Genomic DNA, 24,867 nt, shown 5'->3' with positions numbered 1-24,867 from the left:
CCGTCATGGCTTTCGAAGCGATGTTCCAGCCGATCCAGATCGGCAAGTTGACGATCCGCAACCGCGTGCTTAGCACTGCGCACGCCGAGGTCTACGCCACCGATGGCGGCATGACCACCGATCGTTACGTCAAATACTACGAAGAGAAAGCCAAGGGCGGCATCGGCCTGGCGATCTGCGGCGGCTCGTCCAGCGTGGCCATCGACAGCCCCCAGGGCTGGTGGAAATCGGTGAACCTGGCCACCGACAAGATCATCCCGCACTTCCAGAACCTGGCCGACGCCATGCACAAGCATGGCGCCAAGATCATGATCCAGATTACCCACATGGGAAGACGCTCACGCTGGGACGGCGAGCACTGGCCCACGCTGATGTCGCCGTCGGGCATCCGCGAGCCGGTGCACCGCGCCACCTGCAAGACCATCGAGCCCGAGGAAATCTGGCGCGTGATCGGTAACTACGCCAGCGCTGCGGCGCGGGCCAAGGCCGGCGGCCTGGACGGCGTGGAGCTGTCGGCGGTGCACCAGCACATGATCGACCAGTTCTGGAGCCCGCGGGTCAACAAGCGTACCGACGAATGGGGCGGCAGCTTTGAAAACCGCATGCGCTTCGGCCTGGAAGTGATCAAGGCCGTGCGCAAGGAAGTGGGCCCCGACTTTTGCGTGGGCCTGCGCATCTGCGGCGACGAATTCCACCCCGATGGCCTCAGCCACGAGGACATGAAGCAGATCGCCAAATATTACGACGACACTGGCATGATCGACTTCATTGGCGTGGTGGGCTCGGGTTGCGACACCCACAACACTCTGGCCAACGTTATCCCCAACATGAGTTATCCACCGGAGCCGTTCCTGCACCTGGCCGCTGGTATCAAGGAAGTGGTGAAGGCGCCGGTGCTGCACGCGCAGAACATCAAGGACCCCAACCAGGCCACGCGCATTCTCGAAGGCGGCTACGTGGACATGGTGGGCATGACCCGCGCGCACATTGCCGACCCGCACCTGATCGCCAAGATCAAGATGGGCCAGGTGGACCAGATCAAGCAGTGCGTGGGCGCCAACTACTGCATCGACCGCCAGTACCAGGGCCTGGACGTGCTGTGCATCCAGAACGCCGCCACCTCCCGTGAATACATGGGCGTGCCGCACATCATCGAGAAATCCACCGGGCCCAAACGCAAGGTGGTGGTTGTCGGTGCCGGCCCGGCGGGCATGGAAGCGGCGCGGGTGTCGGCCGAGCGTGGCCACGACGTGACGCTGTTCGAGAAGAAAGACTTCATCGGCGGGCAGATCACCACGGCGTCGAAGGCGCCGCAACGTGACCAGATCGCCGGCATTACCCGCTGGTTCCAGCTGGAACTGGCGCGCCTGAAGGTGGACCTGCGCCTGGGCACTGCCGCCGACGCGGCGACCATTCGCGACCTGCGCCCCGACGTGGTGGTGCTGGCCGTGGGCGGCCATCCGTTCCTGGAGCAGAACGAGCACTGGGGCGCCGAAGAAGGCCTGGTGGTGAGCAGCTGGGACGTGCTGGACGGCAAGGTGGCACCGGGCAAGAACGTGCTGGTGTACGACACCATCTGCGAGTTCACCGGCATGTCGGTGGCCGACTTCCTCGCAGACAGGGGCGCCCAGGTGGAGATCGTCACCGACGACATCAAGCCGGGCGTGGCCATCGGCGGTACGTCGTTCCCCACCTACTACCGCAGCATGTACCCGAAAGAAGTGATCATGACCGGCGACTTCATGCTGGAAAAGGTCTACCGCGAGGGCGACAAGCTGGTGGCGGTGCTGGAGAACGAATACACCGGGGCCAAGGAAGAGCGCGTGGTGGACCAGGTGGTGGTGGAGAACGGCGTGCGGCCGGACGAGAAGCTGTATTACGAGCTGAAGCAGGAGTCGCGCAACAAGGGCCAGATGGACATCGAGGCGCTGTTTGCCATCCAGCCGCAACCGGCGCTGAGCCAGGCTGGCGACGGCTACCTGCTGTACCGCATCGGCGACTGCGTGGCCCAGCGCAACACCCATGCGGCGATCTACGACGCCCTGCGCCTGTGCAAGGACTTCTAAGCCACCCTGACGCTTGAATTCCTGTGGGAATGGATTGTGTGGGAGCGGGCTCTGCCCGCGAAGCAGCCACCGCGGTGCTTGATTCGCGGGCAGAGCCCGCTCCCACAGGATCTGCGTTGGCATCCCTTTATTCGAGACCTCAGGGTCTTTAGGGGCTTCACATGTTGAACACCATCCTCCCCATCCTGCTATTCGCCGCCCTGGCCCTCGGCGTGCTCGGCGCCGTGCGCCGGGTGCGCCTTTGGCGCCAGGGCCGGCCGGCTGCCGTCGACCTGCTGGGCGGCCTGCTGGCCATGCCGCGGCGCTACATGGTCGACCTGCACCACGTGGTGGCGCGCGATAAATACATCGCCAACACCCACGTGGCCACGGCCGGTGGCGCGGTGCTGTCCATCGTCCTGGCGATCCTGGTGCACGGCTTCGGCCTGCATAACCGCATCCTCGGTTATGCACTGCTGTTGGCTACGGTAATCATGTTCGTCGGTGCCGTGTTCGTCTTCAAACGCCGGCTGAACCCGCCGTCGCGGCTGTCGAAAGGCCCATGGATGCGCCTGCCGAAAAGCCTGCTGGCGTTCGCCGCGAGCTTCTTCCTGCTGACCCTGCCGGTGGCCGGCATCCTGCCTGCCGACTTCGGCGGCTGGGTGTTGGCGGCCATCCTGGCGATGGGCGTGCTGTGGGGCGTGTCCGAGCTGTTCTTCGGCATGACCTGGGGCGGGCCCATGAAGCACGCCTTCGCCGGTGCCCTGCACCTGGCCTGGCACCGCCGCGCCGAGCGCTTTGGCGGCGGCCGTTCCACCGGCCTTAAACCGCTGAACCTGGCTGATCCGGCTGCGCCGCTGGGCGTGGAAAAACCCAAGGACTTCACCTGGAACCAGCTGCTGGGCTTCGACGCCTGCGTGCAGTGCGGCAAGTGCGAGGCGGCTTGCCCGGCGTTCGCCGCCGGCCAGCCGCTGAACCCCAAGAAACTGATCCAGGACATGGTCGTGGGCCTGGCCGGTGGCACCGATGCTCACTTCGCCGGCAGCCCGTACCCCGGCAAGCCGGTTGGCGAGCACGGCGGCAACCCGCACCAGCCCATCGTCAACGGCCTGGTGGACGCCGAAACCCTGTGGTCGTGCACCACCTGCCGCGCCTGCGTGGAAGAGTGCCCGATGATGATCGAGCACGTCGACGCCATCGTCGACATGCGCCGCCACCTCACCCTGGAAAAAGGCGCTACCCCGAACAAGGGCGCCGAGGTACTCGACAACCTGATCGCCACCGACAACCCCGGCGGCTTCAACCCCGGCGGCCGGATGAACTGGGCGGCCGACCTGAACCTCAACGTGATGAGCGAGAAGAAGACCGCCGACGTGCTGTTCTGGGTCGGTGATGGCGCCTTCGACATGCGCAACCAGCGCACCCTGCGCGCCTTCGTCAAAGTGCTGAAGGCGGCCAAGGTCGACTTCGCCGTGCTGGGCCTGGAAGAGCGTGACAGCGGCGACGTGGCCCGCCGCTTGGGCGACGAGGCGACGTTCCAGCACCTGGCCAAGCGCAACATCCAGACCCTGGCCAAGTACAGCTTCAGCCGCATCGTCACCTGCGACCCGCACAGCTTCCACGTGCTGAAAAACGAATACGGTGCGTTCAATGGGAAGTACGAAGTGCTGCACCACAGCACCTTCATGGCCGAACTGGTCACCAGTGGCAAACTCACCCTGGGCCAGCACAAGGGCGGCAGCGTTACCTACCACGACCCCTGCTACCTGGGCCGCTACAACGGCGAATACCAGGCCCCGCGCGACGTGCTCAAGGCCCTGGGCATCGAGGTGCGCGAAATGCAGCGTTCCGGCTTCCGCTCGCGCTGCTGCGGTGGCGGTGGCGGCGCGCCGATCACCGACATCCCCGGCAAGCAGCGTATTCCCGACATGCGCATGGACGACATCCGCGAGACCCAGGCCGAACTGGTGGCCGTGGGTTGCCCACAGTGCACGGCCATGCTCGAAGGCGTGGTCGAGCCCCGCCCCCTGATCAAGGACATCGCCGAGCTGGTGGCTGATGCGCTGGTGGAAGAGGCAGCGACGGCAAAGCCAATGCCGGCTAAACGTATCCCTGCGGAGGTGCACTGATGAGCGACATTATTCGCCGCGACCCGCGGGCCGAGAGAATTGCCCGCAACCGCCTGCACCCGCTGCACGCGGCCATGCAGCCGGTGCAGGCGTCCTGGATGGGGCCTGCGGGCGTCATCCGCAAGAACCCCCATGCCGTGGGCTTCATCGGCCCCAATGGCATCAAGCGCATTGACCGCAGCGGCGCGCAACAGGGCGGCACGAGCAAGCGCTCAGCGGCCGTGGAGGTGCTGTTGCCGTTGCATCGGGTGCCGGAGCCGGCGTTCTACATCGCGGTGGTGCCGGACATGGTCGGCGGCCGCCTCAGCAGCCACGACCGCGACCTGCTGGGCCTGGCTCATCAGCTGGCGGGCAGCGACGGCGCAGTGCTGGCGATCGTCTTTGGCGAGCACAAGGAAACCAGTTTCTCCACTGCCGGCGTCGACCGCCTGCTGGAAATCAGCGGCGACGAATACGACGGCTACGCCCCCGAGCAACGCATCCAGGGCCTGCGCGCCGTGGATAACCAGTTCAACCCGCGCCACTGGCTGCTGCCCGACAGCCGCAGCGGTGGCGGCGAGCTGGGCCGGCGCCTGGGTGCCAGCCTGGGCGAACGCCCGGCCACGCGCATCTGGCAGGTCAAGGACGGCCGCTGCGTGGGCCGCGCTGGCGCCGGCCAGCAGGACATTAGCCGTGCCTTGCCGCGGCTGATCCTGGCTGCGGCCGAATGCGCCGAGCCGGTGGATGAAAGCCGCCACGAGGCGCTGCCGGTGCAGTTATCCACAAGCGTGGCGCGCAGCCTGTCGCGCATCGAAGACCTGGGTGCGGTAGCCGTGGACCCGGCCGCCATTCCCATGGCCGAGGCCGAGTTCATCTTCTCCGGCGGCAACGGCGTGCGCGACTGGGAGCTGTTCCACAGCACCGCCGCGGCCCTGGGCGCCACCGAGGGCGCCTCGCGGGTGGCCGTGGACGATGGCTTCATGACCCGCGACCGCCAGGTGGGCGCCAGCGGCACCTGGGTCACCGCGCGGGTCTACGTGGCCGTCGGCATCTCCGGCGCCATCCAGCACCTGCAGGGCATCGGCGCCTGTGACAAGGTCATTGCCATCAACCTCGACCCCGGTTGCGACATGATCAAGCGCGCCGACCTCTCGGTGATCGGCGACAGCGGCGAGCTGCTCAAGGCGCTGATCGCCGCCGTGGACGCCTACCGTAACCAAGCCAAGCGCGATGCCGCCTGAGGTGCACATGAACATGAAAGTCGTCAGCCTGGTCTCCGTCGGCGCCCACCCTACCTCCGGCCGCAGCCGCCGCGCCGAACAGGACGCCCGCGCGGTAGAACTGGGCCTGCAGCTGGCTGGGGATAACTTGCAGGTGGTGCACGCCGGCGACGTCCGCGAGCCGGCCCTGCGCAGCTACCTGGGCATGGGCCTGGCGCACATGGACGTGCTCGAACAACCGCCCGGCAGCGACGTGCTGCCGGCCCTGGCCAACTACCTGCACGACGTTGGCGCGCAACTGGTGCTGGCCGGCAGCCAGGCGGAAACCGGCGAAGGCTCGGGCATGCTGCCGTTCCTGCTGGCGGAGCAGCTGGGCTGGCCGCTGGTTACGGGTCTTGCCGAAGTGGAGTCGGTAAGCAACGGCGTCGCCCAGGTGCTGCAAGCCCTGCCGCGCGGCCAGCGCCGGCGCCTCAAGGTGCGCCTGCCGCTGCTGGCCACCGTCGACAACGCCGCCCCCAAGGCCCGCCAGAGCGCCTACGGCCCCGCCCAGCGCGGCCAGTTCCAGGTGGACCGGGTGGAAATCGTCGAAGACCCGTTATCCACAGGCGCCGAACTCAACCCCGCCAAGCCACGGCCCAAGCGCCTGAAAGTGATCAAGGCCAAGAGCGGCGCCGACCGCATGAAAGCCGCCACCGCCAAGGCCAGCGGTGGCGGCGGGCAGGTGCTCAAGGGCGTGAGTGCCCAGGAAGGCGCGCAGGCGATATTGAAGTTGTTGGTGGAGGAGGGGGTGGTGCGCTGACCAACGCGCTCAGCCATTCCCCAACCCGTGACGCGGCCTGCGGCCGCTGCTACAGCATGTGCCCCGTAGCAGCTGCCGAAGGCTGCGTCACAGGATCTGCGCATCAGGCTCCCCGCCGCCCCAACCCTTCCCACCGAATATTCACCCACACCATGAACAACCCCCGTGGCTGCACCGGCCTGGCACGCCGTGGCTGCTGGCGACGCAGCCAGTAGGCCACCGTCACCACCCCTGCCAGGCACAGCGGCAGTCCTACCTGGAGCACCTCCCTCCAGTCGGTGTGGGGTTCGGCGCTGGCGAGGCTGATGCCCAGCAGCAGGGCGATGGCGAGGGCGGCGATGAGGCTATCCGAGTGCATGGGCTATCCCTTTTTATTGGTGCAAACAGATTGATCAAGGACCTGGTGCGCGGCAACCCCGACAGGTGTAGGGGGTGTTGGCCCCTGTTGCCCACATTCCGTGTGCGTGGGCGTGTGGATAAGTTGTTCGTGCTTCGCCAGGATCCAGGCGGATCAAGGGCTGCAGCGCTTTGATCATTAAATGACCAAGGTAAGTGGCTGTTTTTCAGCGGTTTTCGCTGTGGGTAAAACCCGGTGGCCAGCGAATGTTTCCCACAATCCTTGTTGGTGCCTCTGTGGATAATCTGTTCGCGTAACGCTGGGAGCCTTGCGTGGCAGGGCTTGCACAGGTTTGGTCGTTTTTTGATCAAAATGATGGTTTTGGCTGATGCAGGCGCTGGAATCCCAATAAACCGCGGGTTTCAGCGGTTTTCCACAGGGCCTGGGGCAGGGCGTCAAACTTGCGCACAAAGTCTGTTGGCGTAACTGTGGATAAGGTGTTCGCCTATGGCTACAGGCCTTGTAACGCGTGGTCTACGGAGCTTTGATCGATTTTTGATCAATTGGCGCTGGGGAAGGTGATTCTGAATAAGTCACGGTTTTTCTTGGGTTTCTTGCACAGGCGGGCAGCAGTTGCCCACATTTGCTGTGGGCCTGGCTGTGGATAAGATGTTGGTGCAAGGCTGCAGGCCTTGTGCAGTATGGCGTTGCCTACAGTTGGTCATTAATTGATCAGGGCGTGGGAGCTGGCTTGCCAGCGAGCTGTTGGACCCGAAAGGCTCGCTGGCAAGCCAGCTCCCACCTCGATCGCAGATTACTCGTGCACCGCCACGCCTTTCAGGTACGGCGCTGGCGCGGCCCCAAGGTTGCTGAGCATGCGCTCGCTGTACCAGTCGATGAAGTTCACCACGCCAAACTCGTAGGTCTTGGAGTAGGGGCCGGGCTGGTAGGCGGTGGAGTTGATGCCTTTCTGGTTTTCCTCGGCCAGGCGGCGGTCCTGGTCGTTGGTGGCGTCCCACACCTGGCGCATGCGGTCCACGTCGTAGTCCACGCCTTCCACGGCGTCCTTGTGCACCAGCCACTTGGTGGTGACCACGGTTTCCTGGGCGCTGATGGGCCACACGGTGAAGACTATGATGTGGTCGCCCATGCAGTGGTTCCAGGAGTGCGGCAGGTGCAGGATGCGCATGGAACCCAGGTCCGGGTTCTGGATGCGCCCCATCAGCTTCTTGCAGCCGACCTTGCCGTCCAGGGTCATGGACACGGTGCCTTTGAGCAGCGGCATGCGCACGATGCGGTTGCGCAGGCCGAAGCTGGCGTGGGCGTAGGGGATCTTCTCGGCTTCCCAGGCGGCGGCGCTGGCGGCCACGTGGTCCTTGAAGGCCTGGTCGGCGCGCGGGTCGGTGACGTCGTCCCACTCCAGCAGGGTTTTCAACAGCTCGGGGTGCGAACCGCCGCAGTGGTAGCACTCGCGGTTGTTTTCCAGCACCAGCTTCCAGTTGGCCTTTTCCACCAGGGTGGTGGTGATCGCCACCTTGGTGTTCTCCATGTCATAGGGTTCCATGTAGTGCTCGAGCGTGCGCAGGAACTCGTCGATGGCCGGTGGGTTCTGGGCCAGGCTGATGAAGATGTAGCCGCCGGCGGTCTTCACGTTCACCGGTTTCAGGCCATACTGCTTCATGTCGAAGTCGGCGCCCATCTCGGTGCCGGCGAACAGCAGGCGGCCATCCAGCTCGTAGGTCCACTGGTGGTAGTGGCACACCAGCTTGGCCACCTTGCCTTTCTCGCTGGTGCACAGGCGCGAGCCGCGGTGGCGGCAGACGTTGTGGAAGGCATGCACCACGCCATCGGCGCCGCGCACCACGATGATCGGGTTCTTGCCGATCTGCAGGGTGATGAAGTTGCCCTTGGCCGGAATCTCGCTGGTCATGCCGGCGATCAGCCATTCCTTCTGGAAGATCTCCTGCATGTCGATGTCGAACAGGCGCTCGTCGTTATAGAACGGCTGCGGCAGCGAGAACGTGCGCTCCCGGGTCTGGAGCATCTCAGCGGTGGCCTTGCGTGCGGGTTCCAGCGGGTCGCCCAGGCTCAGGGTAGCGGTAACGTCCATCGTGTGTGTCCTCATGGCCATCTGTGCGGCCGCGAAAAGTGGCTGATACGGTTTGCAACGCAAGGCTTCATTTACAGCGGTTCATTTGCCGTGGAGTGTGCGTCCGCCGTGGCCGCGAACCTTATCCATGGGCGACATGGCCCAATCCATTCCCGACGCGCCAGCCCTTGCACCATGGGGCTGGTCGCCATAAGCATGTGAATGTCGCAGATAGGAAAGTGACAGCGACACGGCCCACGCAGAATCCTTCCCCATGAGGCCGGCAGTCGGCCGTGGAGATGAGCATGTCGAACAGCTTCCTGAGCCCGGTAAACACCCAGACATGGGCCAATGGCCGCCATGTGGTCCGTTGCGTCAAGGTCATCCAGGAAACCTGGGACGTGCGCACCTTCTGTTTCATGGCCGACCAGCCGATCCTGTTCTTCTTCAAGCCGGGGCAGTTCGTGACGTTGGAGCTCGAAATCGAAGGCCAGCCGGTGATGCGTTCCTACACCATCTCCAGCTCGCCGTCGGTACCCTACAGCTTCTCCATTACCATCAAGCGCGTGCCCGGCGGCCGGGTGTCCAACTGGCTGCACGACACCCTGCACGAAGGCCAGGAGCTGGCGGTGCACGGCCCGGTGGGGCTGTTCAACGCCATCGACTTCCCGGCACCCAAGGTGCTGTACCTCAGCGGTGGCGTCGGCATTACCCCGGTGATGTCCATGGCGCGCTGGTTCTATGACACCAACGCCAACGTCGACATGGTCTTCGTGCACAGCGCCCGCTCGCCCAAGGACATCATTTACCACCGCGAGCTGGAACACATGGCGTCGCGCATCGACAACTTCAGCCTGCACATCATTTGCGAGAAGCACGGGCTGGGCGAGCCATGGGCGGGCTACCGCGGCTACCTGAACCACAAGCTGCTGGAGCTGATTGCCGCCGACTTCATGGAGCGCGAGATCTACTGCTGCGGCCCTACGCCGTACATGAACGCGGTCAAGCGCCTGCTGGAGGCGGCCGGCTACGACATGTCGCGCTACCACGAGGAGTCGTTCGGCGCCACGCCGCCCGAAGCCCGCGCCGACGCGGTGGAGAATGCCGAACAGGCCGCCGAGGCACCGGAGCCCGATGCCAGCGAACTGCACCAGGTGGAGTTCACCGCCGCCGGCAAGAGCATCCGCGTGGCCCCGGGGGAAACCGTGCACGCGGCCGCAGCCAAGCTCGGCCTGATGATTCCCAAGGCCTGCGGCATGGGCATCTGCGGCACCTGCAAGGTGATGAAGCTGGGCGGGGAGGTGGAGATGGAGCACAACGGCGGCATCACCGACGAAGACGTTGCCGATGGCTACATCCTGTCGTGCTGCAGCGTGCCGAAGGGAGATGTGCGGATCGAGTACTGATCCAAAGCTGTAGCCGCTGCCGCCAGGCTGCGCTGGCCCTGATGAACACTGGAGATCTTCAGTGAGGCAGAGGGCCAGCGCAGCCTGACGGCAGCGGCTACGGTGTTTCTGTTACAGGCTGAAACGCGCCACCATGTTGTTCAGGTCCACCGCCAGGCGCGACAGCTCGGCGCTGGCCGCGGTGGTCTGGGTGGCGCCGGCGGCCGATTGCACCGACAGGTCGCGGATGTTCACCAGGTTGCGGTCCACTTCGCGGGCCACCTGGGCCTGCTCTTCCGCCGCGCTGGCGATCACCAGGTTGCGCTCGTTGATCTGCACGATGGCACCGTTGATGGTGTCCAGGGCCATGCCGGCGCCCTTGGCGATGTTCAGGGTCGACTCGGCGCGCTCGGTGCTGTTGCGCATCGAATTCACCGCCTGCTCGGTGCCGCCCTGGATGCTGCCGATCATGCGTTCGATCTCGGCAGTGGACTGCTGGGTGCGGTGCGCCAGGGCGCGCACTTCGTCGGCCACCACGGCGAAACCACGGCCGGCTTCACCGGCGCGGGCGGCTTCGATGGCGGCGTTGAGGGCCAGCAGGTTGGTCTGGTCGGCCAGGCCACGAATCACGTCCAGCACCTTGCCGATGTCGCGGGACTCGTCCGCCAGGTTGCCGATCAGGTCGGCGGTGCTCTGCACATCGGCGCTCATGCGCTCGATGGCGCCCACGGTTTCCTGCACCAGGTCGCGGCCGTCGCTGGCCGAGCTGGTGGCGTCCTTGGACGCTTCCGAGGTGCTGACGGCGTTGCGCGCCACTTCTTCCACGGCGCTGGTCATCTCGTTGACGGCGGTAGCGGCCTGTTCGATTTCGTGATTCTGCTGGGTCAGGCCACGGGCGCTTTCGTCGGTGACGCTGTTCAGCTCTTCAGCAGCGGAGGCCAGTTGGGTGGCCGAGCCGGAGATGCGCTGCAGGGTGTCGCGCAGCTTGTCCTGCATCTTCTCCATGGCGATCAGCAGGCGGGCGGCTTCGTCGCGGCCTTCCACGTGGATCGGGCGGGTCAGGTTGCCTTCGGCGATCTGCTCGGCGGCGGCCAGGGCCTGGTCGATCGGCCCGACGATGCTGCGGGTCAGCAGCCAGGCGAACAGGAAGGTCAGCACCGCGGCGATGATCAGCAGCGTCACCACCAGGGTGAAGGCCGAGGAGTACTGGGCGGCCGCGGCGTTGTTCATGTCGGCGGTCTGCTGGGTGTTGATGGTCACCAGGTTGTCCAGGGCGGTGTTGACCCGGGCCGAGTTGTCCTGCAGGTCAGCGTTGACCACCTTGCGCAGGGTGTCCAGGTCGTTGGCGCTGTTGGCCGCGCGCATGCGCATTTCCAGCTCGTGGTATTCGTCCAGCGCGTTTTTCAGCTGCCCGTAGGCCGCACGCTCTTCAGGGCCGGCGATCAGCGGTTCGTAGGCGGCCTGGGCCTTGGCGATCAGTTGGTTGCGCGAGTCCAGCAGCTTGAGGGTGTCGGCCTGGGTCTGGGCGTCGCGGTTGGACAGCAGGCGGTAGGCCAGCACCCGCATGCGCAGGGTCATCTGGGTGATCTGGTCGAGGTTGGCGATGCTGGGCAGGGTGTTGCCCTCGATCTCTTCGCCGGCCTTGCGGATGTTACCCATCTGCACGAGGGCGAAGACGCCGAGGATGATCATCAGCGCGCCGATGAAGGCGAAGCCGGACAGCGCGCGGGGCGCGATATTCATGTTGCGTAGGGACATGGCGGGTTCCAGATGAGGGCGCGCGGTCCTTGCGACACAAACAGATTTGCCATGACTATCGGACGCTGGGCGCCAGTCTTTAGGGGCCATTTGTCGCAGGGATGGGCCCGGGCCGGAACCGAATGGGCATATGCCGGTCCATCAGGGTCTGTTTCGGGTTTGGCCCGGAGCTTGGCCAGGGAAGGTCGCAACCGCGTATTTCATGGTCCCAAGCCTTATAAACCCTGGCCTGCGCGGCGACTTTTCTTTATCGTTACCGCCCTTTGAACCTGCCGAGAAATCATCATGCTGGAAACAACTCTGAGCCAACTGGAACAACTGGTCAGCGAACTGGTTGAACAGAACCGCGTCCTCACCGAAAACAACGCTCAAATCACCGCTCAACTGGCCCAGGCCAAGGAAGAGAACGAGTCCCTGCAACTGACCCTGATGGAGCAGGAAGAGAAGCAGACCTCCACTGTCTCGCGTATCCAGGCCCTGGTTCAGCGCGCTAGCGCTGGTGCCGTGAGCGCATGAGTACCGGCCAGGAGTCGATCAAGGTCGTGTCGATCCTGGGCAATGACTACTCGCTCAAGGCGCCGCCGGGTGAAGAGCAGAAACTGCTCGACGCCACTCGCCTGCTCAATGCGTCGTTGGCCGAGACCAAACGCAAGTACCCCTCCCTCATCGGCGACAAGTTGCTGGTGCTGGCGGCGCTGAACCTGTGCTCCAAGCAGCTGGAAATGCAGCAGCAGCACAGCGAGGCGCTCAACCGTTATCAAGAGCAAGTCAACGCCACGGTTGATGTGATCAAGAACACCATCAGCCACGGCTGAAGGTAAGCGCCCCGCCAGCGGCGGCGGGGCCTTTGCACTATTGTGTAACCGTTCGTCTGGGTAATGTATACAATCGGCACGGCTGTTGCAGTCTTGCCGATGTAGACATTCAGAGGGTTACACCCATGCAGTTGTGGCGCCGCAGTATTCAATGGCAATTGATCCTCAGCATGGGCAGCGCCCTGCTGGTCAGCATCCTCATCGTGGTGGGCATCTACACCGCGGTGGTCAACCGCCTGGCCCAGACGTATCTATTGGAAACAGCCTTGCCGGCCAGCATCGAGGCCATGCGCAACGACATCGAGCGCATCCTGGCCAAGCCACTGACCGCGGCCGACGACATCGCCAGCAACACCCTGGTGCAGCAATGGCTGGCGGAGGGCGAAAATAGTGCCCAATTGCCATCATTCACCCAGTACCTCGACGGCGTGCGTGGCCAGCACCAGGCGTTCACCGCGCTGATCGCCAGCGCCAGCAGCAACCACTACTACACCGAGAAGGGCCTGGACCGTACCCTCAGCCGCAACAATCCCCAGGACAGCTGGTTCTACCAGTTTCTCGACAGCGGCAAGCCGCGCACCCTCAATATCGATAATGACACCGCCACCGGCGCACCGACGCTGTTCATCGACCTGCGCGTGCAGCAGGCCGGCAAGACCCTGGGCATCGCCGGCCTGGGCCTGAGCCTGGGCGAGTTGTCCGGGCTGATCCACAACTACAGCTTCGGCGAGCGCGGCAAGGTGTTTCTGGTGCGCAACGACGGCCTGATCCAGGTGCACCCCCAGGCCGACCTCAGCGGCAAGCGCCAACTGGCCGAACAGATCGGCCCCGACGCGGCCAACGCCGTGCTCGGCCACAGCGGCCTGACCACCGGGCGCTTCCAGCGTGACGGCGAAGCCTACCTGGCCCTGGCCTTGCCCCTGCGCGACCTGAACTGGAGCCTGGTGGCCGAGGTGCCCGAGGCGCAGATCTATGCCCAGGCGCGCCAGGCCCTGTGGCTGACCAGCCTGATCGGCCTGGCGGTGGCGCTGGTGTGCCTGCTGTTGGTGGTGCTGCTGGCGCGCGGGCTGGTGCGGCCGATTCGCCAGGTGACCGCCGCGCTGGTGGCCATCGGCAGTGGCGGCGGCGACCTGACCCACCGCCTGGACGATTCGCGAGCCGACGAGCTGGGCGACCTGGCCCGCGGCTTCAACCGCTTCCTGGGCAGCCAGCGTGACCTGATCGCCGAAGTGCTGGCCACCAGCGAACGGCTGCGTGGCAGCGTCGGCCAAGTGGCGAAAGTGGTGGACAACACCGCCGATCGTGCCGGCCGCCAGCAGGAAATGACCGACATGGTAGCCACCGCCGTGCACGAGATGGGCCTCACCGTGCAGGAGATCGCCCGCAACGCCGGCAGCGCCGCCGAGGCCTCGCAGACTGCCCGCGATGAAGCTTTGCAGGCACGGGATATCGTCGGCCGCTCCATCGCCCATATCGAAGGCATGTCGGTGGAAATCGGCAGCGCCGCCGGCGCGGTCAGCGAACTGGCCGAGCAGGTGGGCTCCATCGATCAAGTGCTGGCGGTCATCCGCGGTATCTCCGAACAGACCAACCTGCTGGCGCTGAACGCAGCCATCGAAGCCGCGCGGGCAGGGGAGATGGGCCGTGGTTTCGCCGTGGTGGCGGACGAGGTGCGCACCTTGGCGCAGCGCACCCAGGCCTCCACCGACGAAATCCAGAAGATGATCGGTCGCCTGAAACAGGGTGCCGAGCACGCGGTGGCGTCCATGCACAGCGGCCAGGCGGCCACGGGGACCGGCGTGGCGTCGAGTCAGCGCACCGGCGAGTCGCTGACCGCCATCACCGGGCAGGTGGAGCGCATCAGCGACATGAACCACCAGGTGGCCACCGCCACCGAGGAGCAGACGGCGGTGACCGAGGAGATTAACCGCAACGTCCAGGGCATCTCCGACCTGGCACGGGCCACGGCCGGCGAGGTGCGCAGCGGCCGCGAAGAGTGCCAGGCCCTGAGCCGCCTGGCCGACGACCTGGCGCGGCAGATGGGCGGGTTCAAGCTGTGAGGATCAGCTCATCACCTGGCGAATATCCGCTGCCAGCTGCCGCACCCGCGCCTCTTCGGTGTCCCACGAACACATGAACCGCGCGCCGCCGCTGCCGATGAAGGTGTAGAAGCGCCAGCCCTTGCCACGCAAGGCCTCAAGGGCTGGCTCGGACATTTGCAGGAACACCCCGTTGGCTTCCACCGGGAACATCAGTTCCACCCCGGGAATGTCCGCCACCAGCTGGCTCAGCAGCTGCGCGCAATGGTTGGCGTGGCGGGCGTGCTTGAGCCAGGCGTCGTTTTCCAGCAGGCCGACCCAGGGCGCCGACAGGAAGCGCATCTTCGACGCCAGCTGGCCGGCCTGTTTGCAGCGGTAATCGAAATCCACCGCCAGCTCATGCTTGAAGAACAGGATGGCCTCGCCCACGGCCATGCCGTTCTTGGTGCCGCCGAAGCACAGCACGTCCACGCCCGACTTCCAGGTCAGTTCGGCCGGTGAACAACCCAGGGTGGCGCAGGCGTTGGCGAAGCGGGCGCCGTCCATATGCAGGTTCAAGCCCAGTTCCTTGCAGGTGGCGCTGATGGCTTTCAGCTCGTCGGGGCGGTACACGCTGCCCACTTCGGTGGCCTGGGTGAGGGTGACCACCCGTGGCTTGGGGTAGTGAATGTCCTGGCGCTTGAGCGCCACTTCGCGGATGGCGTCGGGGGTCAGCTTGCCGTTCTCGCTGCGGGCGGTCAAAAGCTTGGAGCCGTTGGAGAAAAACTCCGGCGCGCCGCATTCGTCGGTCTCGACGTGGGCGGTCTCCGAGCAGATGACGCTGTGGTAGCTCTGGCACAGCGACGACAGCGCCAGGGAGTTGGCGGCGGTGCCGTTGAAGGCGAAGAACACCTCGCAGTCGGTCTCGAACAGGCGGCGGAAGTGGTCGGCGGCGCGGGCGGTCCACTGGTCGTCGCCGTAGGCACGCTCGTGGCCGTGGTTGGCCTGTTCCATGGCCGCCCAGGCTTCGGGGCAGATGCCCGAATAGTTGTCACTGGCAAACTGCTGGCTTTGCTCGTTCATGGCCGGTTCCTTGTGATCGTCTAGCCGGTCACTGTAAACCACCGTCCACGCGGCGCCTATGGGGCACTTGTTACAACGCGCCAACCACCGTAGCCGCTGCCGCCAGGCTGCGCTGGCCCTGCGCCCCGCTGGAGATTTTCAGGGTTCACACCGTCCAGCGCAGCCTTCGGCAGCGGCTACATGGGCTGTATGTCGTTAACGCACCTTTGTGTGGCGCGCGCAGGCATCTGGCCTATAGGCGCCAGCCCTACCATCGCACTCAAAGGGGGCTGCCAGAAGGCCGTTCCCGACCAATACGACAGGCGCCGCGCCGCCGCTGGGAGATCGCGATGTTCAGCAAGCAAGACCAGATCCAGGGTTATGACGATGCACTGCTGGCGGCAATGAATGCCGAGGAACAGCGTCAGGAAGATCACATCGAGCTGATCGCCTCGGAAAACTACACCAGCAAGCGCGTGATGCAGGCCCAGGGCAGCGGTTTGACCAACAAGTACGCCGAGGGCTACCCGGGCAAGCGCTACTACGGCGGCTGCGAGCACGTGGACAAGGTCGAGCAGCTGGCCATCGACCGCGCCAAGCAGCTGTTCGGCGCCGACTACGCCAACGTCCAGCCGCACTCGGGCAGCCAGGCCAACGCCGCGGTGTACCTGGCGCTGCTGTCGGCCGGCGACACCGTGCTGGGCATGAGCCTGGCCCACGGCGGCCACCTGACCCATGGCGCCAAGGTCAGCTTCAGCGGCAAGCTGTACAACGCCGTGCAGTACGGCATCGACACCGACACCGGCCTGATCGACTACGACGAAGTGGAACGCCTGGCCGTCGAACACCAGCCGAAAATGATCATCGCCGGCTTCTCGGCCTACTCCAAGACCCTGGACTTCCCACGCTTCCGTGAGATTGCCGACAAGGTCGGTGCCTATCTGTTCGTCGACATGGCCCACGTGGCTGGCCTGGTCGCCGCCGGCCTGTACCCCAACCCGATTCCGTTCGCCGACGTGGTCACCACCACCACCCACAAGACCCTGCGCGGCCCGCGTGGCGGCCTGATCCTGGCGCGTGCCAACGAAGCCCTGGAGAAGAAGCTCAACGCCGCGGTATTCCCCGGCGGCCAGGGCGGCCCGCTGATGCACGTCATCGCCGCCAAGGCGGTGTGCTTCAAGGAAGCCCTGGAGCCTGGCTTCAAGGCTTACCAGCAACAAGTGATCGACAACGCCCAGGCCATGGCCGGCGTGTTCGTGGACCGCGGCTACGACGTGGTCTCCGGCGGCACCGACAACCACCTGTTCCTGGTCAGCCTGATTCGCCAGGGCCTGACCGGCAAGGACGCCGACGCCGCCCTGGGCCGCGCGCACATCACCGTCAACAAGAACGCCGTGCCCAACGACCCACAGTCGCCGTTCGTGACCTCGGGCCTGCGCATCGGCACCCCGGCCGTCACCAGCCGTGGCTTCAAGGTGGCCCAGTGCACCGCGCTGGCCGGCTGGATCTGCGACATCCTCGACAACCTGGGCGACGCCGACGTGGAAGCCGATGTGGCCAAGAACGTCGCCGCCCTGTGCGCTGACTTCCCGGTTTACCGCTGAGCTGGAGTAGAACCCTATGCAACGTTATTCGGGCTTCGGCCTTCTCAAACACTCCCTCAGCCACCACGAGAACTGGCAGCGCATGTGGCGCACGCCCACCCCTAAAAAGGTCTACGACGTGGTTATCGTCGGCGGCGGCGGGCACGGCCTGGCCACGGCCTACTACCTGGCCAAGGAACACGGCATCACCAACGTCGCGGTGGTGGAGAAGGGCTGGCTGGGCGGCGGCAACACCGCCCGCAACACCACCATCGTGCGCTCCAACTACCTGTGGGACGAATCGGCCCACCTGTACGAACACGCCATGAAACTGTGGGAAGGCCTGTCCCAGGACCTCAACTACAACGTCATGTTCAGCCAGCGCGGCGTCTACAACCTGTGCCACACCTTGCAGGACATGCGTGACTCCGAGCGCCGCGTCAGCGCCAACCGCCTCAACGGCGTGGACGGCGAACTGCTGAACGGCAAGCAGGTGGCCGACGAGATTCCGTACCTGGACTGCTCGAAGAACACCCGCTACCCGATCATCGGCGCCACCGTGCAACGCCGCGGCGGCGTGGCCCGTCACGACGCCGTGGCCTGGGGCTTCGCCCGGGCCGCCGACGCCTTGGGCGTGGACCTGATCCAGCAGACCGAAGTGATCGGCTTCCGCAAGGAAAACGGCGTGTGCATTGGCGTCGAGACCAACAAGGGCTTCATCGGCGCCAAGCGCGTCGGCGTGGTGACCGCCGGTAACTCCGGGCACATGGCCAAGCTGGCCGGGTTCCGCCTGCCAGTGGAATCCCACCCGTTGCAGGCGCTGGTGTCGGAACCGATCAAACCCATCATCGACAGCGTGATCATGTCCAACGCCGTGCACGGCTACATCAGCCAGTCCGACAAGGGCGACCTGGTGATCGGCGCCGGCATCGACGGCTGGGTCGGCTACGGCCAGCGCGGCTCGTACCCGGTGATCGAGCACACCATCCAGGCCATCGTCGAGATGTTCCCGGTGCTCTCGCGCGTACGCATGAACCGCCAGTGGGGCGGCATCGTCGACACCACCCCGGACGCCTGCCCGATCATCTCCAAGACTCCGGTGCCGAACATGTTCTTCAACTGCGGTTGGGGCACCGGCGGCTTCAAGGCCACCCCCGGCTCGGGCAACGTCTTTGCCGCCAGCCTGGCCAAGGGCGAGATGCACCCGCTGGCCAAGCCATTTTCCATCGAGCGTTTCCACAACGGCGCGCTGATCGACGAACACGGCGCTGCCGCGGTCGCCCACTAATTACAGGAGAAGTCCTTCATGTTGCATATCTTCTGTCCTCATTGCGGCGAACTGCGCTCCGAAGAAGAGTTCCACAGCTCCGGCCAGGCCCACATCCCGCGCCCGCTGGACCCCGGCGCCTGCACCGACGAACAGTGGGGGGACTACATGTTCTTCCGCGACAACCCCCGTGGCCTGCACCACGAACTGTGGATTCACGCGGCCGGCTGCCGCCAGTACTTCAACGCCACCCGCGACACGGTGACGTACGAGATTCTCGAAACCTATCCGATCGGTACCAAGCCCCAGTTCACGGCCGCGGGAGATAAAGCATGAGCCAGGTCAATCGCCTGTCCAGCGGCGGTCGCATCGATCGCAGCAAGAAAATCACCTTCACCTTCAACGGCCAGAGCTACACCGGCTATGAAGGCGACACCCTGGCCGCTGCCTTGCTGGCCAACGGCGTCGACATTGTCGGCCGCAGCTTCAAGTACTCGCGCCCTCGCGGCATCATCGCCGCCGGTACCGAAGAGCCGAACGCCATCCTGCAGATCGGCGCCACCGAAGCCACCCAGATCCCCAACGTGCGTGCCACCCAGCAGGCGCTGTACCAGGGCCTGGTGGCCACCAGCACCAACGGCTGGCCGAACGTCAACAACGACATGATGGGCATCCTCGGCAAGGTCGGCGGCAAGCTGATGCCGCCGGGCTTCTACTACAAGACCTTCATGTACCCGCAGTCCTTCTGGATGACCTACGAGAAGTACATCCGCAAGGCCGCCGGCCTGGGCCGCTCGCCGACCGAGAACGACCCGGACACCTACGACAACTTCAACCAGCACGGCGACGTGCTGATCGTCGGCGCCGGCCCTGCTGGCCTGGCCGCTGCCCTGGCAGCCGCGCGCAGCGGTGCCCGCGTTATCCTCGCCGATGAACAGGAAGAGTTCGGCGGCAGCCTGCTCGACACCCGCGAAAGCCTCGACGGCAAGCCCGCCGCCGAGTGGGTGGTGCAGGTGGTCAATGAGCTCAAGGGCCTGGCCAACGTCACCCTGCTGCCGCGTGCCACCGTCAACGGCTACCACGACCACAACTTCCTGACCATTCACGAACGCCTCACCGACCACCTGGGCGACCGCGCGCCGATCGGCCAGGTGCGCCAGCGCATCCACCGTGTGCGCGCCAAGCGCGTGGTGCTGGCCGCCGGCGCCCACGAGCGTCCGCTGGTGTACGGCAACAACGACGTGCCGGGCAACATGCTGGCCGGCGCCATCTCGACCTACGTGCGCCGCTACGGCGTGGCACCGGGCAAGAAGCTGGTGCTGTCCACCAACAACGACTACGCCTACCGCGTGGCCCTGGACTGGTTCGACGCCGGCCTGCAAGTGGTGGCCGTGGCTGATGCCCGCCACAACCCGCGTGGCGCCCTGGTGGAAGAAGCGCGTGCCAAGGGCATTCGCATCCTCACCTCCAGCGCCGTGATCGAGTCGCGCGGCAGCAAGCACGTGACCGCTGCCCGCGTCGCCGCCATCGACGTCAAGGGCCACAAAGTCACCAGCCCCGGCGAATGGCTGGAGTGCGACCTGATCGGCAGCTCCGGCGGCTACAGCCCGGTGGTGCACCTGGCCTCGCACCTGGGCGGCAAGCCGGTGTGGCGTGAAGATATCCTCGCCTTCGTGCCCGGCGATGCTCCGCAGAAACGCGTGTGCGTGGGCGGCATCAATGGCGTGTTCAACCTGGCCGACGCGCTGTCGGACGGTTTCGAAGGCGGCGCACGCGCTGCTGCCGAGGCCGGCTTCAAGATTGTCGAAGGCACCGTGCCGAAGGCCTTGAACCGTCAGGAAGAACCGACCGTGGCGCTGTTCCAGGTGCCCCACGACAAGCCGACTGCCCGGGCGCCGAAGCAATTCGTCGACCAGCAGAACGACGTCACCGCCGCCGCCATCGAACTGGCGACCCGCGAAGGCTTCGAGTCGGTGGAACACGTGAAGCGCTACACCGCGCTGGGCTTCGGCACCGACCAGGGCAAGCTGGGCAACATCAACGGCCTGGCCATTGCGGCCCGCAGCCGTGGCATCTCGATCACCGAGATGGGCACCACCATGTTCCGCCCCAACTACACGCCGATCACCTTCGGTGCCATTGCCGGGCGTCACTGCGGCCACCTGTTCGAACCGGTGCGCTTCACTGCCCTGCATGCCTGGCACGTGAAGAATGGCGCGGAATTCGAAGACGTCGGCCAGTGGAAGCGCCCGTGGTACTTCCCGCAACGCGGCGAAAACATGCACTCCGCCGTAGCCCGCGAATGCAAGGCCGTGCGTGACAGTGTGGGCCTGCTGGATGCCTCCACCCTGGGCAAGATCGACATCCAGGGCCCGGACGCCCGCGAGTTCCTCAACCGTATCTACACCAACGCCTGGACCAAGCTGGACGTGGGCAAGGCCCGCTACGGTCTGATGTGCAAGGAAGACGGCATGGTGTTCGACGACGGCGTTACCGCCTGCCTCGCCGACAACCATTTCCTGATGACCACCACCACCGGCGGCGCCGCCCGCGTGCTGCAGTGGCTGGAGATCTACCAGCAGACCGAATGGCCGGACCTGAAGGTGTACTTCACCTCGGTCACCGACCATTGGGCCACCCTGACCCTGTCGGGCCCCAACAGCCGCAAGCTGCTGAGCCACGTCACCGACATCGACCTGGACAAGGACGCCTTCCCGTTCATGACCTGGAAGGAAGGCAAGGTCGGCGGTGTGCCGGCGCGGGTGTTCCGTATCTCGTTCACCGGTGAGCTGTCGTACGAAGTCAACATCCAGGCCGACTACGCCATGGGTGTGCTGGAACAGATCGTCGAGGCCGGCAAGCAGTACAACCTGACCCCGTACGGCACCGAGACCATGCACGTGCTGCGCGCCGAGAAGGGCTTCATCATCGTTGGCCAGGACACCGACGGCTCCATGACCCCGGACGACCTGAACATGGGCTGGTGCGTAGGCCGCACCAAGCCGTTCTCGTGGATCGGCTGGCGTGGCATGAACCGCGAAGACTGCGTGCGCGACCAGCGCAAGCAGCTGGTGGGCCTGCGCCCCGTGGACCCGAACAAGGTGCTGCCCGAAGGCGCCCAGCTGGTGTTCGACACCAAGCAGGCCATCCCCATGAGCATGGTCGGTCACGTGACCTCCAGCTACATGAGCTCCACCATGGGCCATTCGTTTGCCCTGGCGGTGGTCAAGGGTGGCCTCAAGCGCATGGGCGAGAAGGTCTACGCCCCGCTGGTGGACGGCAGCTTCGTGGAAGCCGAGATCTGCAGCTCGGTGTTCTTTGACCCTAAAGGCGAACAACAGAACGTTTGATCAAGGCTGCGGCCGCCGGCGGCGGCCGCAGATTGCCACTGATTTTTGACAGGTGTCCCCATGACCACAGTCAACGTATACGAACAACGCCCTGCCTCGGGTGCCAAGGTCGAGTCGCCGCTGCATCACGCCGGCCTCGACAAGCTGGTGGGCAAGGGCCGCAAGAACGCCGGCGTGAAGCTGCGCGACAAGAAACTGCTGGGCCACCTGACCCTGCGTGGCAACGGCCACGACCAGGCCTTCGCCGGTGGCGTGTTCAAGGCCTTGGGCCTGGAACTGCCGGGCGCCCTGGCCATGGTTGCCAGCGGCGATACTTCGCTGCAATGGCTGGGCCCGGATGAATGGCTGCTGGTGGTGCCGGCTGGCGAAGAAGTGGCCACCGAGCACCGCCTGCGTGAAGCGCTGGATGGCCAGCACATCGCCGTGGTCAACGTCAGCGGCGGCCAGAGCCTGCTGGAGCTGAGCGGCCCCAAGGTGCGTGAAGTGCTGATGAAGTCCACCAGCTACGACGTGCACCCCGACAACTTCCCGGTGGGTAAGGCCGTGGGCACGGTGTTCGCCAAATCGCAACTGGTGATCCGTCGCCCCAGCGAAGACGTCTGGGAGCTGGTGGTGCGCCGCAGCTTCTCGGACTACTGGTGGCTGTGGCTGCAGGATGCGTCGGCCGAGTATGGCCTTGAGATTGTTGGCTGAGCCCTGACGCGGCCTGTGGCCGCTGCTACACCCCGTAGCAGCGGCCGCAGGCCGCGTCCGCAGTCCCCCCGATTTGGAGCCCTACCATGAGCCGCGCCCCCGATACCTGGATTCTCACCGCCGACTGCCCCAGCGTGCTCGGCACGGTGGACGCGGTGACCCGCTACCTGTTCGAACAGGGCTGCTACGTCACCGAACACCATTCGTTCGACGATCGCCTGTCGGCACGCTTCTTCATCCGCGTCGAATTCCGCCAGCCCGACGGCTTCGACGAGCAGGGCTTCCGCGCCGGCCTGGCCGAGCGCGGTGCCTCCTTCGGCATGGTCTTCGAACTGACCCCGCCGCAGTACCGGCCCAAAGTGGTGATCATGGTCTCCAAGGCCGACCACTGCCTGAACGACCTGCTGTACCGCCAGCGCATTGGCCAGCTGCCCATGGACGTGGTGGCGGTGGTGTCCAACCATCCGGATCTGGAACCTTTGGCGCGCTGGCACGAAATTCCCTACTACCATTTCCCCCTGGACCCGAACGACAAGCCCGCGCAGGAGCGAAAGGTGCTCAAGGTCATCGAACAGAAGGGTGCGGAACTGGTGATTCTAGCCCGCTACATGCAGGTGCTGTCGCCCGAACTGTGCCGCCGCCTGGATGGCTGGGCCATCAACATCCACCATTCGCTGCTGCCCGGTTTCAAGGGCGCCAAGCCGTACCACCAGGCCTACAACAAGGGCGTGAAGCTGGTCGGCGCCACGGCGCACTACATCAACAATGACCTCGACGAAGGGCCGATCATCGCCCAGGGCGTCGAAGTCGTGGACCACAGCCACTATGCCGAGGACCTGATTGCCAAGGGCCGCGACATCGAGTGCCTGACCCTGGCACGGGCAGTGGGCTATCACATCGAGCGGCGGGTGTTCCTCAACGCCAACCGCACAGTCGTCTTGTAAGGAGTAATACCGGCGCACATCACGTGGGAGCGGGCTCTGCCCGCGAAAAGGACACCGCGGTGCCTGCTTCGCGGGCAGAGCCCGCTCCCACGCGGTTTGCGCAATCTCGATAAATACAACAATGAGGTGAAAGCATGTCTGGTAATCGCGGTGTGGTGTATCTCGGTGGCGGCAAGGTCGAGGTGCAAACAATTCCCTTCCCGAAAATGCAGGATCCACGCGGCAAACGCATTGAACATGGCGTTATCCTGCGGGTTGTCTCCACTAATATCTGCGGCTCCGACCAGCACATGGTGCGCGGCCGCACCACTGCCCAGGTTGGCCTGGTACTGGGCCACGAAATCACCGGCGAAGTACTGGAAGTGGGCAAGGACGTCGAGAACCTCAAGGTCGGCGACCTGGTCTCGGTGCCGTTCAACGTGGCCTGCGGCCGCTGCCGCTCGTGCAAGGAACAACACACCGGCGTGTGCCTGACCGTGAACCCGGCCCGCGCCGGTGGCGCCTACGGCTACGTCGACATGGGCGACTGGGTGGGCGGCCAGGCCGAGTACGTGCTGGTGCCCTACGCCGACTTCAACCTGCTGAAATTGGGCGACCGCGACCGGGCCATGGAGAAGATCCGTGACCTGACCTGCCTGTCCGACATCCTGCCGACCGGCTACCACGGCGCCGTCACTGCCGGCGTTGGCCCGGGCAGTACCGTGTACGTCGCGGGCGCTGGCCCGGTTGGCCTGGCCGCCGCTGCCTCGGCTCGCCTGCTGGGCGCGGCGGTGGTCATCGTCGGCGACGTCAACCCGGTGCGCCTGGCCCACGCCAAGGCCCAGGGTTTCGAGATTGCCGACCTGTCCAAGGACACCCCGCTGCACGAACAGATCGCCGACCTGCTGGGCGAGCCGGAAGTGGATTGCGCGGTGGACGCGGTGGGCTTCGAGGCGCGTGGCCACGGCCATGCCGGCGCCCAGCATGAGGCGCCTGCTACCGTGCTCAACTCGCTGATGGGCGTAGTGCGCGTGGCCGGCAAGATCGGCATCCCCGGCCTGTACGTCACCGAAGACCCGGGCGCCGTGGACGCTGCGGCGAAGATGGGCAGCCTGAGCATTCGCTTCGGCCTGGGCTGGGCCAAGTCCCACAGCTTCCACACCGGCCAGACCCCGGTGATGAAGTACAACCGCCAGCTGATGCAGGCGATCATGTGGGACCGCATCAACATTGCCGAAGTGGTGGGCGTGCAGGTCATCACCCTGGACCAGGCGCCCGAAGGCTACGGCGAGTTCGATGCCGGCGTGCCGAAGAAATTCGTCATCGACCCGCACAAACTCTTCAGCGCTGCCTGACTGCACTTGATATAAACCTGTGGGAGCTGGCTTGCCAGCGAGCTTTTAAAAAGCTCGCTG

General features: G+C 65.3%; 19 protein-coding genes and 1 pseudogene. 16 read left to right on the top strand and 4 right to left on the bottom strand.

Features of this window, described 5'->3' with window-relative positions; translation table 11 throughout:
- The first annotated feature begins 5 nt into the window (after positions 1 to 5).
- The 4 genes from dgcA (at position 6) to etfB (ending at position 6,172) form a co-directional block, all read left to right on the top strand.
- Complete coding sequence (gene dgcA / locus AC0J42_RS28650) at positions 6 to 2,066, top strand: dimethylglycine demethylation protein DgcA (protein ID WP_473004724.1); 2,061 nt, start codon at positions 6 to 8, stop codon at positions 2,064 to 2,066.
- A 161-nt stretch (positions 2,067 to 2,227) separates the two neighbouring features.
- Positions 2,228 to 4,174, top strand: a complete 1,947-nt coding sequence (dgcB, locus tag AC0J42_RS28645; protein ID WP_473004723.1) for a dimethylglycine demethylation protein DgcB — start codon at positions 2,228 to 2,230, stop codon at positions 4,172 to 4,174.
- Positions 4,174 to 5,394, top strand: coding sequence for an electron transfer flavoprotein subunit alpha (gene etfA / locus AC0J42_RS28640; protein ID WP_473004721.1), 1,221 nt, complete (start codon positions 4,174 to 4,176; stop codon positions 5,392 to 5,394). The genes dgcB and etfA overlap by 1 nt, the downstream gene beginning before the upstream one ends.
- Positions 5,395 to 5,401: 7 nt before the next feature.
- Positions 5,402 to 6,172 carry an electron transfer flavoprotein subunit beta gene (gene etfB, locus AC0J42_RS28635; protein WP_473004718.1) on the top strand — a complete coding sequence of 257 codons (771 nt, stop codon included), beginning with the start codon at positions 5,402 to 5,404 and terminating at the stop codon, positions 6,170 to 6,172.
- Positions 6,173 to 6,275: 103 nt separating this feature from the next.
- Here etfB and AC0J42_RS28630 read toward each other — a convergent pair whose 3' ends face one another.
- Complete coding sequence (locus AC0J42_RS28630; protein WP_473004717.1) at positions 6,276 to 6,530, bottom strand: hypothetical protein; 255 nt, start codon at positions 6,528 to 6,530, stop codon at positions 6,276 to 6,278.
- Positions 6,531 to 7,323: 793 nt separating this feature from the next.
- Positions 7,324 to 8,619 carry a glycine-betaine demethylase subunit GbcA gene (gene gbcA, locus AC0J42_RS28625; RefSeq protein WP_473004716.1) on the bottom strand — a complete coding sequence of 432 codons (1,296 nt, stop codon included), beginning with the start codon at positions 8,617 to 8,619 and terminating at the stop codon, positions 7,324 to 7,326.
- A 284-nt stretch (positions 8,620 to 8,903) separates the two neighbouring features.
- On the opposite strand from gbcA, the gene gbcB reads away from it, so the two are divergent.
- The gene (gbcB, locus tag AC0J42_RS28620) at positions 8,904 to 10,004 is read left to right on the top strand and encodes a glycine-betaine demethylase subunit GbcB (RefSeq protein WP_416427247.1); all 1,101 of its coding nucleotides are present in this window, start codon (positions 8,904 to 8,906) and stop codon (positions 10,002 to 10,004) included.
- A 111-nt stretch (positions 10,005 to 10,115) separates the two neighbouring features.
- Here the strand turns inward: gbcB and AC0J42_RS28615 are convergent, their stop codons facing one another.
- A complete protein-coding gene (locus AC0J42_RS28615) occupies positions 10,116 to 11,675 on the bottom strand; it encodes a methyl-accepting chemotaxis protein (RefSeq protein WP_473006910.1) in 1,560 nt (519 codons plus the stop codon).
- A gap of 351 nt (positions 11,676 to 12,026) precedes the next feature.
- Between AC0J42_RS28615 and AC0J42_RS28610 the strand changes: the two genes are divergently transcribed.
- The 4 genes and pseudogenes from AC0J42_RS28610 (at position 12,027) to AC0J42_RS28595 (ending at position 14,616) form a co-directional block, all read left to right on the top strand.
- Positions 12,027 to 12,257 carry a hypothetical protein gene (locus tag AC0J42_RS28610; protein ID WP_416427246.1) on the top strand — a complete coding sequence of 77 codons (231 nt, stop codon included), beginning with the start codon at positions 12,027 to 12,029 and terminating at the stop codon, positions 12,255 to 12,257.
- Positions 12,254 to 12,556 (top strand): cell division protein ZapA, encoded by a 303-nt coding sequence (locus AC0J42_RS28605; protein WP_416427245.1) that lies wholly within the window; start codon positions 12,254 to 12,256, stop codon positions 12,554 to 12,556. The genes AC0J42_RS28610 and AC0J42_RS28605 overlap by 4 nt, the downstream gene beginning before the upstream one ends.
- Positions 12,557 to 12,681: 125 nt before the next feature.
- Positions 12,682 to 13,704 (top strand): annotated as a pseudogene (locus AC0J42_RS28600) (cache domain-containing protein); the annotation flags it as partial.
- A gap of 174 nt (positions 13,705 to 13,878) precedes the next feature.
- Positions 13,879 to 14,616, top strand: coding sequence for a methyl-accepting chemotaxis protein (locus tag AC0J42_RS28595; RefSeq protein WP_416427483.1), 738 nt, complete (start codon positions 13,879 to 13,881; stop codon positions 14,614 to 14,616).
- Positions 14,617 to 14,619: 3 nt separating this feature from the next.
- On the opposite strand, the gene AC0J42_RS28590 is transcribed toward AC0J42_RS28595, so the two are convergent.
- Complete coding sequence (locus AC0J42_RS28590) at positions 14,620 to 15,657, bottom strand: threonine aldolase family protein (RefSeq protein ID WP_416427244.1); 1,038 nt, start codon at positions 15,655 to 15,657, stop codon at positions 14,620 to 14,622.
- A 329-nt stretch (positions 15,658 to 15,986) separates the two neighbouring features.
- On the opposite strand from AC0J42_RS28590, the gene glyA reads away from it, so the two are divergent.
- From glyA to fdhA, 7 genes are all read left to right on the top strand, one after another.
- On the top strand, positions 15,987 to 17,240 hold the full coding sequence (gene glyA, locus AC0J42_RS28585; protein WP_473004715.1) for a serine hydroxymethyltransferase: 1,254 nt from the start codon (positions 15,987 to 15,989) through the stop codon (positions 17,238 to 17,240).
- A 16-nt stretch (positions 17,241 to 17,256) separates the two neighbouring features.
- Positions 17,257 to 18,507, top strand: coding sequence for a sarcosine oxidase subunit beta family protein (locus AC0J42_RS28580; protein ID WP_416427242.1), 1,251 nt, complete (start codon positions 17,257 to 17,259; stop codon positions 18,505 to 18,507).
- Between the two features lie 18 nt (positions 18,508 to 18,525).
- Entirely contained in the window at positions 18,526 to 18,822 is a 297-nt protein-coding gene (locus tag AC0J42_RS28575; protein ID WP_027980273.1) for a sarcosine oxidase subunit delta, read from the top strand.
- Complete coding sequence (locus tag AC0J42_RS28570; protein ID WP_473004714.1) at positions 18,819 to 21,836, top strand: sarcosine oxidase subunit alpha; 3,018 nt, start codon at positions 18,819 to 18,821, stop codon at positions 21,834 to 21,836. The genes AC0J42_RS28575 and AC0J42_RS28570 overlap by 4 nt, the downstream gene beginning before the upstream one ends.
- A gap of 60 nt (positions 21,837 to 21,896) precedes the next feature.
- Complete coding sequence (locus AC0J42_RS28565) at positions 21,897 to 22,529, top strand: sarcosine oxidase subunit gamma (RefSeq protein WP_473004713.1); 633 nt, start codon at positions 21,897 to 21,899, stop codon at positions 22,527 to 22,529.
- Between the two features lie 86 nt (positions 22,530 to 22,615).
- A complete protein-coding gene (gene purU / locus AC0J42_RS28560) occupies positions 22,616 to 23,473 on the top strand; it encodes a formyltetrahydrofolate deformylase (RefSeq protein WP_416427239.1) in 858 nt (285 codons plus the stop codon).
- A gap of 134 nt (positions 23,474 to 23,607) precedes the next feature.
- Complete coding sequence (gene fdhA / locus AC0J42_RS28555; protein ID WP_027980277.1) at positions 23,608 to 24,807, top strand: formaldehyde dehydrogenase, glutathione-independent; 1,200 nt, start codon at positions 23,608 to 23,610, stop codon at positions 24,805 to 24,807.
- Positions 24,808 to 24,867 lie beyond the last annotated feature (60 nt).

It is taken from the genome of Pseudomonas sp. Tav-5-1A (assembly GCF_055755055.1).
The sequence above is the reverse complement of the archived record's forward strand: the minus strand, read 5'-3'. Positions and strand labels throughout refer to the sequence as shown.